The sequence below is a fragment of the Mycobacterium sp. genome (assembly GCF_051006775.1).
Taxonomy (GTDB): domain Bacteria; phylum Actinomycetota; class Actinomycetes; order Mycobacteriales; family Mycobacteriaceae; genus Mycobacterium.
Genome location: NZ_JBPCSX010000166.1, coordinates 1 through 19078, shown reverse-complemented (window position 1 = coordinate 19078; position 19078 = coordinate 1). Strand labels below are relative to the sequence as shown.

The window sequence follows — 19078 nt, the reverse complement described above, 5'->3', positions numbered from 1 at the left end:
GCCATGGCCGGCGGGGCGGGTGGCACCAAGCGGTTGCCACGGGCGGTCCGTGAGCAGCAGATGCTCGACGCCGCGGTGCAGATGTTCTCGGTCAACGGCTACCACGAGACGTCAATGGACGTCATCGCCGCGCAGGCGCAGATCTCCAAGCCGATGCTGTACCTGTACTACGGCTCCAAGGAGGAGTTGTTCGCCGCCTGCCTGGGTCGTGAGCTCAGTCGCTTCGTCGAGTCGGTACGCGCTGACATCGACCTGAAGCTCAGCCCGCGGGAACTCCTGCGGCACACAATCGTATCGGTGTTGCACTACATCGACGCCAACCGCGCATCGTGGATCGTGCTCTACACCCAGGCCACCAGTTCGCAGGCCTTCGCCCATACCGTCCGGGAGGGCCGCGAGAAGGTCATCGACCTGGTGGCACGACTGCTGGAGTCCGGCACCCGGGAACCGCTGCCGGACAGCGACTTTCACATGATGGCGGTCGCCCTGGTGGGCGCCGGCGAGGCCGTCGCGGCCCGGGTCAGCGTCGGTGATGCCGATGTCGACGAGGCGTCCGAACTGCTGATCAATCTGTTCTGGCGCGGTCTGAAGGGCGGGCGCGCCCAGCGCACCAACTAGACGAGCGCCCGCACCGAACCGGTGAGATGCGGGTGGCCTTTGGCCAGATCACGCAACGTGACGTCCCAACCCTGCTCCACCCGGTCGACGTAGAGGCCGAGGCCCGCAGGTAGGAAAATCGGTCTTCCGAATTTGACCGTGTAGCTGACAGCGTCGGGAAGTTGCCCTTCGATGTTGGTCAGAACCGCTGCGGCGCTGAACATCCCGTGCGCGATCGGCCGCGGGAAGCCGAACAGTCTGGCCCCGATCAGGCTGGTGTGGATCGGATTGTGGTCAGCGCCTATCGAGGCGTAGCGGCGGATCTGCCGTCCCGTGATGCGCAGAACGGCATCCGGTGGCGGAAGCTTCGGTGCTTTCGGTGGTTCCGGCTTGGTCTCCCCGGACAGACTGGTGGGTTGCTGATGCAGGAAGGTGGTCACCTGATCCCAGGCAGGATCGGTGCCGACCGACACCCTGCTGATGACGTCAACCAGTAGACCCTTGCGGTGCTCGCGGAGGTTGTCGGCATGAACCGCAACGCGCAGAACGTCGGTGACCGAGATCGGCCGGTAGCGGGTGATCCGGTTCTCCATGTGTACCGCCCCGACGGCCGCGAAGGGGAAATCGAAACCGGTGACCAACTCCATCACCATCGGATAGGTCAGTACGAACGGATAGGTGAGTGGCACACTGTCGCCGTAACGCAGACCGGTGACCGCGGCGTAGGCGGCGACGTTCGTTCGGTCGATCGTGACATCGTCGACGGTCAGCGTCTTTTCGGGCAGCCGATCTCCGCGGGGTATCAGCGGCAGCGAACCCAGCGCTGCGCGCACCAGAGGATTCATCGCCATCACGCCCCCAGCATTGCCTGGCCGCACACCCGGATCACGTTGCCGGTCACTGCGTTCGATGCCGGGCTGGCGAAGTAGGCGATGGTCTCGGCGACGTCGACGGGTGCGCCGCCCTGATACAGCGAGTTGAGCCGGCGGCCGACTTCTCGGGTGGCGAGCGGAATCGCCGCGGTCATCGCGGTCTCGATGAAACCGGGGGCCACCACGTTGATGGTGATACCTGCGGCGCCCAGCGACGGCGCCAGCGCCTCGGTGATGCCGATCATCCCGGCCTTGGTAGCGGCGTAGTTGGTCTGGCCGCGGTTGCCGGCGATCCCCGCCATCGATGACAACCCTATGATCCGGCCGCCCTCGCCGATGCTGCCATTGGCCACCAGCCCCTCGGTAAGCCGCAGCGGGGCAAGCAGATTCACCGCGACCACAGAATCCCATCGGGCGTCGTCCATGTTCGCCAGCAGCTTGTCCCGGGTGATGCCGGCATTGTTGACCAGGATGTCGGCCCGGCCGCCGTGATGTTCCACCAGATGTGCGTGGATCCGTTCCACCGCATCGGCGGCGGTGACGTCCAGTGGCAGTGCGGTACCTCCGACCCTGGAGGCGGTCTGATCGAGGGCCTGCGCAGAGTCCTCGATGTCGATTGCGACCACCCGTGCGCCGTCGCGGGCGAATACCTCGGCGATGGTGGCGCCGATCCCGCGTGCGGCACCGGTGACGATGCCAACCTTTCCGGCCAGCGGCCTGTCCCAATCCGCGGGCGGGACCGAATCGGCAGCGCCCACCCGGAACACCTGCCCGTCGACATAGGCCGACTTGCCGGACAGGATGAACCGCAAGGTCGACTCGCACCCGGTGGCGGCGGGTTTGGCGGCGGGGGAGACGTACACCAGCGCGACGGTGGATCCCCGGCGCAGTTCCTTACCCAGCGAGCGGGTGAACCCTTCCAGGGCGCGCTGGCTGATGTGCTCGCCGGTGCTCGCCGTCGCGTCCGGATCGGTGCCCAGCACCACCACCCGGGCGCACGGACCGAGGTTGCGCAGCACCGGGGTGAAGAATTCATGGAGTGCACGCAACCCTTCAGGGTCGGTGATTCCGGTGGCGTCGAAGACCAGGCCGCCGAAGGTGTCGGCCCAGCGGCCGCCGAGGTTGTTGCCGACGATGTCGTAGTCGCCGGCGAGTGCGGCCCGCATCGGCTCGGCGAGCCGGCCCGCACCGCCGATCAGCAGTGACCCGGCCAACGCCGGCTCACCCGCCCGGTAGCGGCGCAGTGTCTCGGGGGCCGGCAGCCCGAATTGTCTGGCGAGGGAGAACAGCGGGGATGCCATACAACGAACTTAGTATGGGGACGTGAGTACGCGCAGGGTCGCAATCCTCGGGGGAAACCGTATTCCGTTCGCCCGCTCCGACACCGCCTATGCCGAGGCGTCCAATCAGGACATGTTCACCGCCGCCCTGACCGGATTGGTGGACCGCTTCGGCCTGGCCGGTGAACAACTCGATGCGGTGATCGGCGGTGCGGTGCTCAAGCACAGCCGTGATTTCAACCTCATGCGGGAGTGCGTCCTGGGCAGTCCGCTGTCCCCGTACACCCCGGCATTCGATCTTCAGCAGGCCTGCGGTACAGGTCTGCAGGCCGCCATCGCTGCCGCCGACGGTATCGCGGCCGGCCGCTACGAGTCGGCGGCAGCCGGCGGTGTCGACACCACCTCCGACGCTCCGATCGGGTTGGGCGACAACCTGCGTCGCGCATTGCTCGCGGTGCGCCGGTCACGCTCCAACCTTGATCGGCTCAAACTGGTCGGCCGGTTACCCGCTGCCCTGGGCGTGGAGATTCCCACCAACGGCGAGCCACGCACCGGCCTGTCGATGGGCGATCACGCCGCGATCACGGCCCGGCAGATGGGTATCAGACGCGTCGATCAGGACGAACTCACCGTCGCCAGTCATCGCAACATGACCGCCGCATACGACCGGGGTTTCTTCGACGATTTGGTGACGCCGTTCCTGGGGCTGTACCGCGACAACAATATTCGTGCCGATTCCAGTGTCGAGAAGCTGGCCACACTCAAACCGGTTTTCGGGGTCAGGGGAGGTGATGCGACCATGACCGCGGGTAACTCCACGCCACTCACCGACGGAGCATCGGTGGCCCTGCTGGCGTCTGAGCAGTGGGCGCAGCGGCACGCGCTGACACCGCTGGCCTACCTCGTCGACTCCGAGACCGCCGCGGTGGACTACGTCAACGGTGCCGACGGTCTGCTGATGGCGCCCACCTACGCGGTGCCGCGGCTACTGGCCCGCAATGGACTTACCCTGCAGGACTTCGACTTCTACGAGATCCATGAGGCGTTCGCATCGGTGGTGCTGGCCCACCTGCGGGCCTGGGAGTCCGACGAGTACTGCAAACAACGGCTCGGCCTGGACGCCGCTCTAGGGCCCATCGATCGGACCCTGCTCAACGTCAACGGCTCATCGCTGGCCGCCGGCCACCCGTTCGCGGCGACCGGCGGGCGCATCCTCGCCCAACTCGCCAAGCAACTCGCCGAGAAGAAGGCTCAGGTCGGATCGGGGACCGGGCAACCGGTGCGCGGATTGATCTCCATCTGCGCGGCCGGAGGCCAAGGCGTCACCGCCATCCTGGAGGCGTGATGCTCCTAGAAGGAGGCTTCGTCGAGCTCCATGACCTCGTTGTCCAGCGTCTCGATCACCTGACGCGTACCGGTCAGCAGCGGCAGGAAGTTCTTGGCGAAGAACGATGCGACCGCGACCTTGCCCTCGTAGAACGAGCGGTCGGCGCCGGATGCGCCGGCGTCAAGCGCCGCGATGGCGACGGCGGACTGACGTAGCAGCAGCCAGCCCATCACGAGATCACCCACACTCATCAGGAATCGCACCGAACCCAGGCCCACCTTGTAGATGCTCTTGGGATCTTCCTGCGCTGCCATCAGGTAGCCGGTCAGCGTCGCCGCCATACCCTGGACGTCCTCCAACGCCTTGGCGAGCAGGGCACGCTCCGTCTTGAGACGGCCGTTACCCGACTCGTTCTTCACGAACTCGTCGATCTGGCCGGCCACATGCGCCAAGGCCTGGCCCTTGTCCCGGATGATCTTTCGGAAGAAGAAGTCCTGCGCCTGGATCGCGGTTGTGCCCTCGTAGAGCGAGTCGATCTTGGCATCGCGGATGTACTGCTCCAGCGGGTAGTCCTGCAGGAAGCCGGAACCGCCGAAGGTCTGCAGGCTCTCGGTGAGCTTGGCGTACGCCTGCTCCGAGCCGACACCCTTGACGATCGGGAGCATCAGATCGTTGACCTTGACCGCCAACTCGGCGTCCACGCCCTGAACCGCCTTGGCCACGGCAGCGTCCTGGTAGGTCGCCGTGAAAAGGTACAGCGCGCGCAGACCCTCGGCGTAAGCCTTCTGGGTCATCAGGCTGCGGCGGACATCCGGGTGGTGGGTGATGGTGACGCGCGGCGCGGTCTTGTCCATCATCTGGGTCAGGTCAGCACCTTGGACGCGCGACTTGGCGTACTCCAGGGCATTGAGGTAGCCGGTCGACAGAGTGGCAATAGCCTTGGTGCCCACCATCATCCGCGCCTGCTCGATGACGTCGAACATCTGCGCGATACCTTCGTGCACCTCGCCGACCAGCCAGCCCTTGGCCGGAACACCGTGCTGGCCGAAGGTCAGCTCGCAGGTGGCCGAGACCTTCAGGCCCATCTTGTGCTCGACGTTGGTGACGAAGGCGCCGTTGCGCTCCAGCGGCGCGCCGGTCGCGGTGTCGAAGAGGAACTTCGGAACCATGAACAGCGACAGACCCTTGGTGCCCGGCCCAGCACCCTCGGGGCGGGCGAGCACCAGATGCATGATGTTCTCGAACAGATCATCGGAGTCGGCCGAGGTGATGAATCGCTTCACACCGTCGATGTGCCATGAGCCGTCGTCCTGCTTGACCGCCTTGGTGCGGCCGGCGCCGACGTCGGAACCGGCGTCCGGCTCGGTCAGCACCATGGTCGAACCCCAGCCGCGCTCGGCTGCCAGGGTGGCCCACTGCTTCTGCTCATCGGTGCCCAGGTGATACATGATCTGGGCGAAGCCGGCGCCGCCGCCGTACATCCACACCGCGGGGTTGGCGCCGAGCACGTGCTCGTGCAGGGCCCACAGCAGAGCCTTCGGCACCGGAACGCCGCCGAGGTCCTCGATTACCCCGACCTTGTCCCAGCCGCCGTCGATGAAGGCCCGGACCGAGTTCTTGAACGATTCGGGGATGGCCACCGAATGTGTCGCCGGGTCGAAGACCGGGGGGTTGCGGTCACCGTCGGCGAAGGAGTCCGCGACCGGACCCTCACACAGCCGTGCCAACTCGCCGAGCATCTCGGTCGCGGTGTCGACGTCGAGATCGACGTAATCACCCTGGCCGAGTGCCTTGTCCACGCCGAAAACCTCGAACAGGTTGAACACCTGGTCGCGAACGTTGCTCTTGTAGTGGCCCACAATTCCTCCTCGATGGAAACGCCACCTATAGGGTTGGGTACTTGGTCTAAGTTACCCACCAGTAACCTTATTGACTATACCGATCCGCAACTGGAACGCAACCAAGTGTGATGCAGGTCAAACGGCCGATCAACCCGTCGGGGCATCCGATTCGGGCAGCTGCGCGACCAGGTGTTCTGCGAGTTCGCCAATGGTCGGATAGTCGAACACCGCGGTCGGGCTGATGTCGAACTTGCCGCCGAACTGCCCAAACAGCCTATTGCGAAGCTCGACGGCCATCAGGGAGTCGGTGCCGAGATCCAGGAATCGGCTGGCCGCTGCCGGCGGCTGGGCCAGCCGGAGGAAACCCTGGACCTCCCGCTGCAGGAATTCGGTGATGAAGCCCACCCGCTGGGCCACCGGTATCTCCTGGAGTTGCCGAAGCAATTCGCTGTCACCGGTCGCCGCGGCATCGCCGGTGGGCAGCACATTGTCCAGAAGCGGCGGGCGGATCCCGCCGAACATCTTCGCGGCCCGCTGCCAGTTGGCCTTGAGGACCGTCGCCTGCCCGGTGCCGTGCCGGACGACCTCGCCGAGAGCGGTAAGGGCTGCGGCCGGCTCGAGCGGCATCATGCCCTGGGCGCCGAGATTGGCGATCGCGGCCTGCGAACTTGCCATCCCGCCACGGCCCCACGGGCCGAAGTTCACCGCGGTCGCCGGCAAGCCGCGGGCCCGGCGGTGCGCCGCGAGCCCGTCGAGCAGAGCATTGGCGGTCGCGTAGTTGGCCTGAGCGGGTGAGCCCAGCACGGCCGATGCCGACGAGTAGAGGATGAAGAACTCGAGATCGTCCTCACTTGTCAACCGGTGCAGATGGTGTGCGGCCAGAGCTTTGGGCGTCAAGGTGGTGCGGAACCGGTCGATGCTCTGCTGCGGGAGCAGCGCGTCATCGAGCACGCCCGCCAGATGTGCCACACCGGCCAGGGGCGGCAACTCTTTGCGGATCCGTGCCAGCAGCCCGGCGAGTTGAGCGGGGTCGCCGACATCGGCGGAGAAGACATGCACTCGGCAGTGGAAACGCTCCGTGAGGGCGGCAATGGCGCGCGCAGAATCAGCATCCGGGTCGCGACGGCTCGTCAACACGATGTCGCCGGCGCCGAGCTGGGCAAGATAGGCCGCGGTGTGCAGGCCGAGCGCCCCGAGGCCACCGGTGACCAGATAGCTCCGATCCCCGCGTGGCTGCAGGGGTTTGGGCATCTGCACCACGATCTTGCCGATGTGCCGCGCCTGCTGCATCCGGCGGAAAGCAGCCTTGGCCTCGGTCAGCGGGTAGACCTCAGCGGGCACCGCAGTCCACTCGCCCCTGGCCATGCCTTCCGACACCTCGGTCATCAGCCGCTGGATGTGCTGGGGGTCGGTCAGCGTCGTGACGTCGAGTGCGATGACGCGGTAGTCGATATCAGGGCGGACCGCGACCATCTGCTCATGCGTCCAGATATCGCGTTTGGCGATCTCGGCGAACCGGCCACCCTTGGCGGTGGCTCGCACTGTCGCCTCGACGAAGCCCTCGTTGGTCAGGCTGTTGAGCACCACGTCGACACCCTCACCGTTGGTGTCGGCCAGGATCTGATCGGCGAAATCCGTTGTGCGTGAGTCGTAGACGTACTGCACGCCCAGCGCCCGGAGTGTCGCGCGCTTGTATGCGCTCGCTGTGGCGAAGATCGTCGCACCGCAGTGCCGTGCCAACTGGATTGCGGCGAGGCCGACACCGCCGCTGGCGGCGTGTATCAGTACGCGGTCACCGGGCTTGAGGTTCGCCGAGTCGAATGCCAGCCGGGCGGTGAGTGCGGCGGCCGGAATGGTTGCCGCACCCACCGGGTCGACGCCGTCGGGCACCGGAGCGAGCAAGAGTGCCGGGACATTGATTCGGCTGGCGAAGGCTCCCTGCATGAAGCCCATCACACGCTGACCGATCTCGAATCCGGTTACCTCAGAACCCAGCTCGGTGACGATGCCGCACAGGTCGCCACCGATCGGCCCGGGATCGCCCGGATAGAGGCCGAGCACATTGAGAACGTCACGGAAGTTCAGGCCGGCGGCCTCCATCCGGACCTGAACCTCGTTCGGCGCCGGCGGCGCAACCTCGGTCTCGCTCAGACGGAGGTTGTCGATCGCGCCGCGTTCGGTCGGGGCCAGGACGTAGTCGGGCGTCCGCGGCATCGGCAGCTGACCGCTGCGCGCCCAGTGCAGCAACCGCGGAACCAGGAACTTGCCCTGTCGCACTGCGAGTTCGGGCTCGAGGACCGGTGTGCCGAGTGCGCCGGCGATCCAGTCCGTCGACTCATCGAAGGAGTCGCAGTCCACCAGCCTGCAGCGCAGGGTCGGCTGCTCCGCGATGATGGTGCGCCCCAACCCCCATAGCGCCGCCTGCACCGGGTCGACCGGTTCGCCGGGCTCGGTGGCCACCGCCCGCTCGGTCATGATCCACAACCCACCGGCGAGGTTGCGCTGCGCGTCGCCGCTCTCCTGCGCCAACGCGGTTTGAACGGCGCCGAGAACACCACCGATCTCGGCCTCCAGTCGCGCGTTGAGGTCGGCGGTTGACTCCTGCGCATCCGGCTTTCCGGAACTCCGCCAGATGATTCCGGTGACCGGCGCACCACGGTCGGCGGCATCGGTGAACGCCTGTTGCCAGTTCTGTTGATCCACTACGACGGCTCCGGGTAGACCGGCCGCCAACTCGTCGAAACCGGCGATCAGCCAGGGGCCGCCGGTCTCGGCATCGCCGGCCGGTGCGGAAGCCTCATGCCAACCTACGGTGTAGAGCAGTCGGGTGGTGTCTGTGCCGAGTCCGCGCAGCAGCGCCTCGCGGGGTGCACGTTTGACGGTGAACTCGCTGATACCGCCGATCCGGTTGCCCTCCCGGTCCAGGAAATCAATGTCGAAGACCTGGGTTTCGCCGTCGGTTGGGCCCGCATGCCAGCGTGCGCGACAGTAGAACCGTCGCGGCATCGCCTCGCGCAACTCGACCTGTCCGTACCGCAATGGCAGGAACAGGTCAGCGACACCGTGCTCGGCGGCGAGCAGAGCGGGGAACGCAGGAAAAGCCACGCCGGTGCACAGGTCGAGGAGCACCGGGTGGACGGGTTCGATGCCGAGATGCTCGGCCAGTTCGTCGCCGATCGATACATCGCCGATAGCCTCGCCGGCCGCTTCCCCCGAACCGACCCACAGTGACTTCAGCGATGTTGACCAGGTAGGCCCCCAGGCCAGTTCCATATCGTTGAAGGTGTCGAACAGTTGCTGGGGATTGATTCGGCTGAGCCGCTCGATGGCCTCGTCGACCGGTGCAGGCGTGGGTTGGGAGTCATCGGCACCGGCAAGGACACTGCCGTCGGCATTCAACGACCAGTCTGCATCGCGCACCCCGTACGGGCGGCTGTGCACCTGAAACTTCCAGCCGCCGACTTCGAGCGGTCTCATGGTCAGCTGGACCTCGCGAGAAGCCTTCTCGGGAAGAATGATCGGCTCGTAGAAGAAGACGTCCTTGACCCGGGCCGGTGCCCCGGCAGCGGCCATAGCCATCGTGGCGTAGGTCGCGCCCGGGACGACGACCGTGCCGTAGATGACGTGATGAGAAAGCCAGGGCTGGCTCTTGACCGACAGCACCGTGGTGTAAACGGTGTCGCCGGATGCCAGATCCTTTGCGCTACCGAGGATTCCGGACACCCGCACGCCGTCGGCGCCGGTGTTCGTCATCCCGGTGGTCTTGGGCCAGAAGCGACGGCGCTGGAACGGATAGGTGGGTAGCTCAAGCCTCCGCTCCGGTGCGTGATGCATCGCGGCAAAGTCCGGCCGGTGTCCGCTGACATACACCGCGGCGACGGCTTCGGAGATCTGACGTTGTGCGTCGGTGCCCTTGCGTAGCGACGCGATCACCCGGGGAGTGGCCACCGACTCCGGCCAGATCTGCAGGGCTGAAGCGGTCAGGATCGGCTGTGGGCCGATTTCCATCAGTACCGAACAGCCCAGTGTCGCCACTGTCCGAACGCTCTCGGTGAACTGCACCGGCTGACGGGAATGCCGCCGCCAATACTGAGCGTTCAACGGTGTCTCTGTCGTCAGCACCGCACCGGTCCGGTTGCAGACCACCGGCATGGTCGGCACGGCATAATCCAATTGTGCCGCAAGGGATTCGAATTCATCGAGAACCGGATCCAGCAGTTCCGAATGGAAGGCGTGGCTGGTCTCCAGCCAGGTGCAGCGGGTCCCGTCCTCGCTACAGGCCGCGACGATAGCCTCCAGGTCCTCGCCGGGACCGGACAGCACCGTGTTCTGGCCGTTGTAGGCACCCACCGAAACCCGGGTGAAGCGAGCGGCGGCGCGCTCGACGTACTCGGCATCGGCGAACACCGCCACCATCCGCCCGCCGGCCGGCAGGCTGCCGAACAGCCGGCCACGTTCGGCGATCAGCCGCGCGCCGTCCTCGATACTGAACACTCCTGCGACACAGGCGGCCGCGTACTGACCAACACTGTGACCCAGAACCACGTCCGGTTCGATACCCCACGACTGCCACAGTCGGGCCAACCCCATCTCGATGGCGAAGATCGCAGGCTGGGCGAACGCGGTATCACGCAACGTCTCAGCGGCGTCGCGGTCATGCGCGAACATCACCTCCAACAGTGGCCGCGGTAAGACGGGATCAGCGGCCTGGGCGCACCTGCGCACGGTGTCGGCGAATACCGGCTCGCTGTCGAATAATTCGCGTGCCATTCCCGGATGCTGACTGCCCTGCCCGGGGAAGAACCATGCTGTGGTGGGGGGGTCGGCGCATTCACCGCGCAGCACTCCCGGCCGCTGCCGGTTCGCCACCAAATCGTCGAGCCCCATTCGTACCTCGTGCAGGGAATCGGCAACCACCGCGGCACGGTGCTCGAAATGCGACCGTCCCGCGCCGGCGGTGAAACAGACATCCGCCAGTGCGGCCCCGGGGTGCTCCGCGAGCCAATCGGAGTACCGCTGGGCCAGCGCGACCAGGCCTTGGGCCGAACGCGCCGACAGTGGCAGCACGGTGCACTGTTGGCGTCCGCATTCATCGCCGCCGACCTCAGCTGCATCGTCGCTGAGATCGTCGATGATCACCGGGTGCGGCGCCTCTTCGATCAACACATGCGCGTTGGTGCCGGTGAACCCGAACGAGCTGATGCCCGCTCGTCGTGGTCTGTCGGAGAGCGGCCAGGGTGTGGGCTCGTCGACGACGTGCACCGGCAGCAGGGCCCACGGAATATGCGATGACGGGTGGTGGAAGTGCAGGTTCTGCGGGAGGAGTTCGTGCTGCAGGGACAGCACGACCTTGATCAGCCCGGCAACACCCGCGGCGGACTCGAGGTGGCCGATATTGGTCTTCGCCGAGCCGATCAACAGCGGCCGGCCCGGTTCCCGGCCGATTCCGTACACGGCGGCCGCCGCCTGCACCTCGATCGGATCCCCCAGCGGGGTGCCGGTCCCGTGTGCTTCCAAGTAGTCGACATCCCCGCCGCGCAGGCCGGCGCGGGTCAGTGCCGAGCTGATGAGTCGTTGCTGAGCGCCACCATTGGGCACCGTCAAACCACTGGAGGCACCGTCTTGATTGACCGCACTGCTGCGGATGACCGCGCAGATCCGGTCTCCGTCGCGTTGCGCATCGCTGAGGCGCTTGAGCACCAGCACGCCGCAGCCCTCACTGCGGGCGTAGCCGTCGGCTGCCGCGTCGAAGGTCTTGCACCGTCCATCCGGTGAGAGCATCCGCGCGCGGGACGCGGCGACGGTGGAGGCCGGGCTCAACAGCACGTTGACACCACCGGCAAGGGCCAGGTCGCAGTCCCCGGAGTGCAGGGCCTGACTGGCCTGATGGACGGCAACCAGTGAGGAACTGCAGGCGGTATCCACCGCAACCGCCGGCCCTTCCAGGCCAAGGGTGAACGCGACCCGACCGGCGATGGCGTTGAGAGCGTTACCGGTGATGAAATGAGCCTCGAGGCTGTCGACCGAGTCGTTGGAGAGCAGCAGCGAGTATTCGTTGGCCGCCACTCCGACGAACACGCCGGTTCGGCTGCCGCGCAGCGATGCCGGCGAATACCCCGCTCTTTCCAGGCCCTCCCAGGCGATCTCGAGCATCAGGCGCTGCTGCGGATCGATCCACACGGCCTCGCGCGGCGAAATGCCGAAGAACTCCGGATCGAACCCATCGATGCCGTCGAGGTAGCCGCCGCTGCGGGTGTAGATCTTGCCCGGCGTCTGCTGATCGGGGTCGTAGAACTCGTCGATGTCGAAGCGGTCCTCCGGAATCTCGCGGATCGCATCCACCCCGTGCGACAGCACATCCCAGTACGCGTCCGGATCCGGTGATCCGGGGAACCGGCATGCCACCGCGATGATGGCGATCGGTTCGTCGGTCGCCGACGTCGCCAATGAGGCCTGCTGCGCCGCCGCCTTCGTACCTTCGCGTTCATTGAGACGCAGCACATCACTGAGCAGATACTCGGCCACATCGGAAATCCGTGGGTAATCCATCGCCAAGGTCACCGGCAATTCCCTGCCGATCGCCTGTTCCAGCCGGCGCCTCAGCTCGACGGCCATCAGCGAATCCATACCGAGATCGAAGAATCCGGCCTCTTCGCGGATCTCGGCAGCCTCGATCCGGGTCACTTCGGCGACGGCGTCACGGAGGTACTCCAGGACGAGTTTCTTGCGCTGCTGCACCGGTGCCGCGGTGAGTTCTTCGACCAGGCGGGTGCTGCCCGGCCCGCCGGGTGCCGCCGACACGGAATCGGGCACCTCGGCGGCCACCTCGGCAAGCAGTGACCGGCGGCCGGCCTGCAGATAGATCGGAAGGAATCGCGCCCAATCGACCCGTGCCACCACCGCCTCGGGCGTTCCCGATGCGGCGGAGACCATGACGTCGGCCATTCCGGCCAGTGCGTCGGCAGGACGGAGCGTGCGCACTCCGCGCCGCTCCAGTTGCGCGCGGGCATCGGCGTCGGCCATTCCCGCCGACCAGGGACCGAAGTTCACGCTGATTGCCGGAACGCCCTGCTCGCGCAGCCGCCAGGTCAACCCATCAAGGAACGCATTGGCCGCGCTGTAGGCGCTCTGCCCGAAGCTGCCCCATACCGAGGAGATCGATGAGGTGGACAGGAAGAAGTCCAGCGCAAGATCTGCGATGGCTTCACTCAGATACCAAGCACCCCAGACTTTCCCGGCGAATACCCGGTCAACTTCGGCGCTGTCGAGTGAATTCAGCGGTGTGGTGCTGTTCTCGCCGGCGGCGTGGATGATGCCCGCCAGCGGAGGAAGTTCAGCCTGCATGGTGGCCAGCAGGCGTGCGACATCATGCGGGTCTGCAACATCGGCAGTGATCACCCGGACCTGACAGCCATGCTGTTCACCGAGGGTGTCGATGCGGCGTCGGGTGGCCTCATCCGGTGTCCGGCGACTGGTCAGCACCAACTGCCGGGCACCGTGCGCGGCCAGATATCCCGCGATCTCGAGGCCGAGCGAACCCAGCCCTCCGGTCACCAGATAGCTTGCGTCCGAGCGTAGTTCCAGTTGGGTCGGGTTCGGCTGCCCGGTCCGCCGAACCAGTCGGGGAACGTGGACTCCCGTGTCACGCAGCGCGAGTTGGTCTTCACCGGGGGTTCCCGCGACGACCTGTTTGATCAGATCCGACCACTCGACGGCGCCGTGGCCGGGCATATCGGCGAGTCCACCCCACACCTGCGGATATTCCAGGGCGGCGACGCGGCAGAATCCCCACAGACTGGTCTGCTCCGGCGACACCGCGTCGGTGTCGGTAACGCGTTGCGCGCCGCGGGTGATCACCCAGATCGGAACGCGAACCTCGGCGGCGGCCGCGGCGCGGAACAGGCGTTGGGTGCCGCCCAGGATGCGGTGCTGTATCCGCAGCAGCGATCGCATCGACCCGCGATCGGATGTCGCGTCGAGCGCGGCGACATTGAGGATGCGCAGCGTCGGCTCATCGCGCACCGCAGCCGAAAGTTCGGCGACCATCCGTTCCTCGTCGGTATCGGATACCGGCAGGCCCAGGATGCGATGCCGGTGTCCGCGCGCGGTAAGTGCGTCGGTCAAGGGCTGGATGACCGCGGTGTCGTCGCCGATCAGGAGCCAGGGCACGCCGTCGCCGACATCTGCGGTGCCGATGGCCCGCTCCCAGCGGATCTCGTAGCGGTCAGCGGCAATGGATTGCGCACTGCGCGGGCCGTTATGTTGTGCAGCAAGCATTTTCAGGACATCAGCGGTGGTATGGCTGCCACCCGCACTATCGATCAGTGCGGCGAGTTCCTCGATCCGGCCGTCCTCGAGGAGCCGGACGGCCTGGGTACGCACACCGGTGTCCGGGTTCGGGGAGTGCGCAGCGGATTTGTCACGGAACCAGTACGGGCGGTGTTGGAACGGGTAGGTCGGCAGGTCGATCTTGTGGCCCTGTGCCCGCGCGAGGGCGCCGAAGTCGGGAAGGTGTCCCGCGGCATAGGCCGTTGCCAGCGCCTCGGTGAGCTGGCGGTGGTCGGGGCGATTACGGCGCAGCGACGGGATAGCCGTCGGTGTGGTCGCGAGGTCCGGCCAGGCGCGCAGGGCGGCGGCGGTGAGCACCGGCTGCGGTCCGATCTCCAGTAGCAGTGTGCAGCCGAGTTCGGCCAGGGTTTGCACGCCCTTGGCGAACTGGACCGGCTGACGGGCGTGGCGGCGCCAGTAGGAGCCGTCGAGCGCGGCGTTACGACCCAGTGCCGCCCCGGTTCGGTTACACACCAGGATCCGCTGTGGCGAGGCGAATTCGAAGCGATCCGCGTATGTCTCGAAGGCGTCGAGGGCCGGATCCAGCAGCGATGAGTGGAAGGCGTGGCTGGTGTCCAGCCAGTCGCAGCGAACGCCGTCGGCAGTCAACCGGGCGACGGCCTCCCCGAGGTCGGTACCCGGTCCGGAGAGCACGGTGGTGGCGCCGTTGTAGGCGGCCACCGACAGGCTCGGGAATTCGTCGGTGAGTCGTTCGACCCGATCCGGGTCGGTGAAGATCGCTGACATCCGGCCGCCGCCAGGCAGGTCACCGAAGAGCCGGCCTCGCTCGGCCAGCAGCCGGGCGCCGTCCTCAAGACTGAACACGCCGGCGACGCAGGCTGCCGAATACTGGCCGACGCTATGTCCGAGCAGCACGTCGGGAGAGAAGCCCCAGGACTGCCACAGCCGGGCCAGGCCCATCTCGACGGCGAATATCGCCGGCTGGGCATGCCGAGTCTGCTGTAATTCCTCGTTGCCGTCGGCGTCAAAGACGATGTCCAGCAGGGGTTTTTCGAGAGTGTCGGCGACCGCCTCCGCGCACCGGATCATCGTCTCGGCGAACACCGGTTCGGTGTCGAATAATTCGCGAGCCATGCCGGCGTACTGACTGCCCTGTCCGGGGAACAGCCAAGCGGTCTTCGGTGCGTCGGCTCGGTCACCACGCACCAGACCCGAGGCCGGACGGTCGTCGGCGAGTGCATCGAGCAGTTCACGCACAGAATCACGGGAATTCACCACGCATGCCGCACGGTGCTCGAAGTGGGCTCGGCCCGCGCCGGCGGTCAGACAGATGTCGGCCAGGGTGGCCTCCGGATGTTCGGTAAGCCAGTCGCGGTAGTTCTCCGCGGTCTGCACCAGGGCGGCCGGCGTGCGCGCCGACAGTGGCAGCACCATGAACCGCCGGGGATCGGATGGTTCCGGCGAGGCTGTCGCAGGGACCGGCTGCGGTGCCTCCTCAATGATGACGTGGGCATTGGTGCCGGAGAACCCGAAGGAACTCACCCCTGCGATTCGGGGCCGGTCGGTGCGGTTCCAGGGGAGGGATTCGTCGACGACCCGCACCGGGATCCGGTCCCAGGGAATGTGCGGCGAGGGCTGCCGGAAATGTAGATGCTTCGGCAGCTCCTGGTGCTCGAGCGACAGGATGACCTTCAGTACCCCGGCCACACCGGCGGCGGCCTCCAGGTGACCGATATTGGTCTTCGCCGATCCAATCAGCAGCGGATGGTCGGCGTCGCGACCCCGGCCGAGTGCGGCGGCAGCCGCCTGAACCTCGATCGGGTCACCCAGCGAGGTGCCGGTTCCGTGCGCCTCGAGATAGTCGATGTCGCCCGGGACCAGACCGGCACGCTCCAGAGCCTCGGTGATGACCCGCTGCTGGGCGACCCCGTTGGGGACGGTCAAACCTCCCGATGCGCCGTCGGAGTTGACTGCGCTGCCGCGGATCACGGCCCGGATCCGGTCGCCGTCGCGAATCGCGTCATCGAGGCGTTTGATGACCAGCACACCGCAACCTTCGCCCCGCACATATCCGTCGGCGGATGCGTCGAAGGTCTTGCACTTGCCGTCGGGCGCGAGCATCCGAGACTGCGAGAAGGTGATCATGGTCGCGGGGCTGAGCAGGACATTCGCCCCACCGGACAGGGCGAGATCGCATTCACCCAGCTGCAACGCCTGGCAGGCCTGGTGAATCGCGACCAGCGAGGAACTGCAGGCGGTGTCGACGGTGACCGCCGGGCCCTGCAGACCCAACCGGTAGCTGATCCGTCCGGCGCCGGCCGCGGCGGCGGTGCCGATCGCCAGATAAGCGTCGACCTCGGGATAGGCCAGTTCGTCAGACGCCATACCGAGGTAGTCATGAGTGGATAACCCGACGAATACGCCGGTGCGGCTGTTCGCCAAGGCCGTTGGGGCGGTACCGGAATGCTCCACGGCCCGCCAGGCGGTCTCCAGCAGCAGCCGATGCTGCGGGTCGATCAGATTGGCTTCGCGTGCCGAGACGCCGAAGAATGCGGCGTCGAACCCGGTGACGTCATCGACGAAGGCGGCGCGCCGCGTCACGACCTTGCCCGGGGCTGCCGGGTCCGGGTCGAAGAACTCCTCGACATCCCAGCGGTCGGCGGGCACCTCCGACACCGCGTCACGACCGTTGTGCAGCACCTCCCAGTACTGGTCGGCGTCGGCTGCACCCGGAAGCCGAGCGGCGTAGCCGATGATCGCGAAACGGGGCGCCTGCCCCGCCGGATGCTCGGTACGTGCCATGAGGTTGTGCTCCCCGCGTCGGCCGGTGAATTTTCGACTGCCGTGCAGGAGTTCAGTCACGACCGGCTCATCTCCCGGGGCCAGTATGGCATGTACGTTGCTGGCGTGGAAAATTTCAGCCCTGGGCTGACGGCGATCCCGGCCGCTGTCCGAGGGCTTCGGCCCTGCGTGTGGGCACCGTTTAGCGGTGCGTGCGCGGGGGGTTGACCGGCGGCCGCCACAGTGAAAGGGACTATGTTGGATTAGCCACCGGTGTCGGGCCAGCCGCCGCCCTGACCGATCAGAGTCGAAAGGGAGATAGTGCACATCGGGAAGATCACTATCGGCACAATCGAAGATTGGACGCCGAGCCCGGGTGTTTTGATTTCCTGGCATCCGACGAACGCAGCCCTACAGAAGGCGCATCAGGCCCCGGTGAGTTCAGTTCCGGTCAGTTACATGCAGGCCCAACACATTCGCGGCGTCTATCACCAGGAAGCCGCCGGACTCGATTACTCGCGGGAAATCATTGCGACCTGTGAAGTACCTGGCCAATGCGATATCCAAGCGATGAACCAGGCCATCAACTCCTATCTCCGCCGCCACGACACCTATCGAAGCTGGTTCGCGTACGCCGGCGAGGGAGAAGTTATTCGGCACACCATCTCGGACCCGTCCGATATCGAATTTGAGTCGGTTGACCATGGGGAGATGACAGCCGAAGACGCCCGGAAACATATCGTCGATATCCCGAGTCCGCTGGAGTGGGGCTGTTTTTCCTTCGGCATTGTCCAGAGCGAGAATCACTTCGACTTCTACGCCAGCATCGACCATGTGCACGGGGACGCGGCATTGATCGGTATCACCATGCTGGAGGCCCACGGTATGTATTCATCGCTGATGTTGACTGGGCAGCCCATGGCACTGCCGGCGGCTGGAAGTTTTGACGATTTCTGCCTTCAGGAGCGCGCATCGACTCAAGATTTGACCACCGATTCGCCAGAGGTTCGGGCCTGGATCGAGTTTGCCGAGAACAACAACGGAACCGTCCCGGAGTTCCCGCTGCCGCTGGGCAACGCGGGCGAACCGACGGTGGCGGACATGGTCGGCGAGATGCTGTTGAACGCCGAACAAACCGAGAGATTCGAATCGGCCTGTGCGGCGGCCGGCGTCCGCTTCGTCGGCGGTCTGTTCGCGTGCACAGCCAGGGTGGACCATGAGTTCACCGGCGCCGCGACCTACTACGGACTCACTCCGCGGGACACCCGCCGGACATCCGACGGTTTCACCACCCAGGGCTGGTTCACCGGACTGGTCCCGATCACGGTTCCGATCGCCGCGACCTCATTCAGCGAGGCCGCCTGGGCCGCGCAGACATCGTTCGACACCGGTCTGAATCTGGCGCGGGTGCCGTATTACCGAGTCCTGGAACTGGCACCATGGCTGGAAAGTCCCCGGCCGAACTTTCCGGTCTCGAACTTCCTGCACGGGGGTGCCGCCCCCCTCAACGCCGTGCTGGCTGCGGCAGATATGGGCTACTCGAACAATATCGGCATCTACTCCGATGGACGGTTCTCCTATCAGCTGACGATCTACATATTCCGGTACGAGGCCGGTACCGCGATGTCGGTGTTGTTCGGCGACAACCCGATCGCCCAGAAATCGGTCGCCCGCTACATCGCGGCGATGAAGTCGGTCTGCCAACGTGTCGCCGATAACGGTGATTGGGGCCGGGGTGGGTAACCTGCCGCAGGGACCGCTGTGCGTCGGATAGCAGATTTCGTTACGCGGTGGCCGTACGCGGTCATCGGCTTCTGGGTGGCGATGGCAGTCGCGCTGCCGCTGTTGTTGCCGAACCTCAACGAGATGGCGCAGAAGCATCCGCTGGCCATGTTGCCCGGCGATGCGCCGTCGAGTATCACCGCACGGCAGATGTCGAAGGATTTTTCCGAAGCCGGCACCGACGATCTGCTGCTGGTGGTCCTGACCGACGAGCGCGGGCTCGGGCCCATCCATGAGGCCACCTATCGCAAGCTGGTGGAAGCCTTGCGCAGTGACCCCGGCGATGTCGTGATGGTGCAGGAATTCATC

The 19078-nt window shown here is 66.1% G+C and carries 8 protein-coding genes; 4 read left to right on the top strand and 4 right to left on the bottom strand.

The window, feature by feature from the left end; all coding sequences use genetic code 11:
* Positions 1–3 precede the first annotated feature (3 nt).
* Positions 4–618, top strand: coding sequence for a TetR/AcrR family transcriptional regulator (locus ACR2JI_RS11895; RefSeq protein ID WP_526390278.1), 615 nt, complete (start codon positions 4–6; stop codon positions 616–618).
* On the opposite strand, the gene ACR2JI_RS11890 is transcribed toward ACR2JI_RS11895, so the two are convergent.
* Complete coding sequence (locus ACR2JI_RS11890; RefSeq protein ID WP_526390277.1) at positions 615–1442, bottom strand: MaoC/PaaZ C-terminal domain-containing protein; 828 nt, start codon at positions 1440–1442, stop codon at positions 615–617. The two genes, ACR2JI_RS11895 and ACR2JI_RS11890, sit on opposite strands and share 4 nt — an antisense overlap.
* Before the next feature lie 5 nt (positions 1443–1447).
* Positions 1448–2770, bottom strand: coding sequence for a 3-oxoacyl-ACP reductase (locus tag ACR2JI_RS11885; protein ID WP_526390276.1), 1323 nt, complete (start codon positions 2768–2770; stop codon positions 1448–1450).
* A gap of 22 nt (positions 2771–2792) precedes the next feature.
* On the opposite strand from ACR2JI_RS11885, the gene ACR2JI_RS11880 reads away from it, so the two are divergent.
* The gene (locus tag ACR2JI_RS11880; RefSeq protein ID WP_526390275.1) at positions 2793–4094 is read left to right on the top strand and encodes an acetyl-CoA C-acetyltransferase; all 1302 of its coding nucleotides are present in this window, start codon (positions 2793–2795) and stop codon (positions 4092–4094) included.
* A 5-nt stretch (positions 4095–4099) separates the two neighbouring features.
* On the opposite strand, the gene ACR2JI_RS11875 is transcribed toward ACR2JI_RS11880, so the two are convergent.
* Positions 4100–5935: an acyl-CoA dehydrogenase C-terminal domain-containing protein gene (locus ACR2JI_RS11875; RefSeq protein WP_526390274.1), complete on the bottom strand. Its 1836-nt coding sequence runs from the start codon at positions 5933–5935 to the stop codon at positions 4100–4102.
* 129 nt (positions 5936–6064) lie between these two features.
* Entirely contained in the window at positions 6065–17008 is a 10944-nt protein-coding gene (locus tag ACR2JI_RS11870; RefSeq protein ID WP_526390285.1) for a type I polyketide synthase, read from the bottom strand.
* Positions 17009–17308: 300 nt separating this feature from the next.
* On the opposite strand from ACR2JI_RS11870, the gene ACR2JI_RS11865 reads away from it, so the two are divergent.
* A complete protein-coding gene (locus tag ACR2JI_RS11865) occupies positions 17309–18730 on the top strand; it encodes a condensation domain-containing protein (protein WP_526390273.1) in 1422 nt (473 codons plus the stop codon).
* A gap of 18 nt (positions 18731–18748) precedes the next feature.
* Positions 18749–19078: MMPL family transporter (locus tag ACR2JI_RS11860; protein WP_526390272.1), on the top strand; the 330-nt coding region annotated here is incomplete at its 3' end.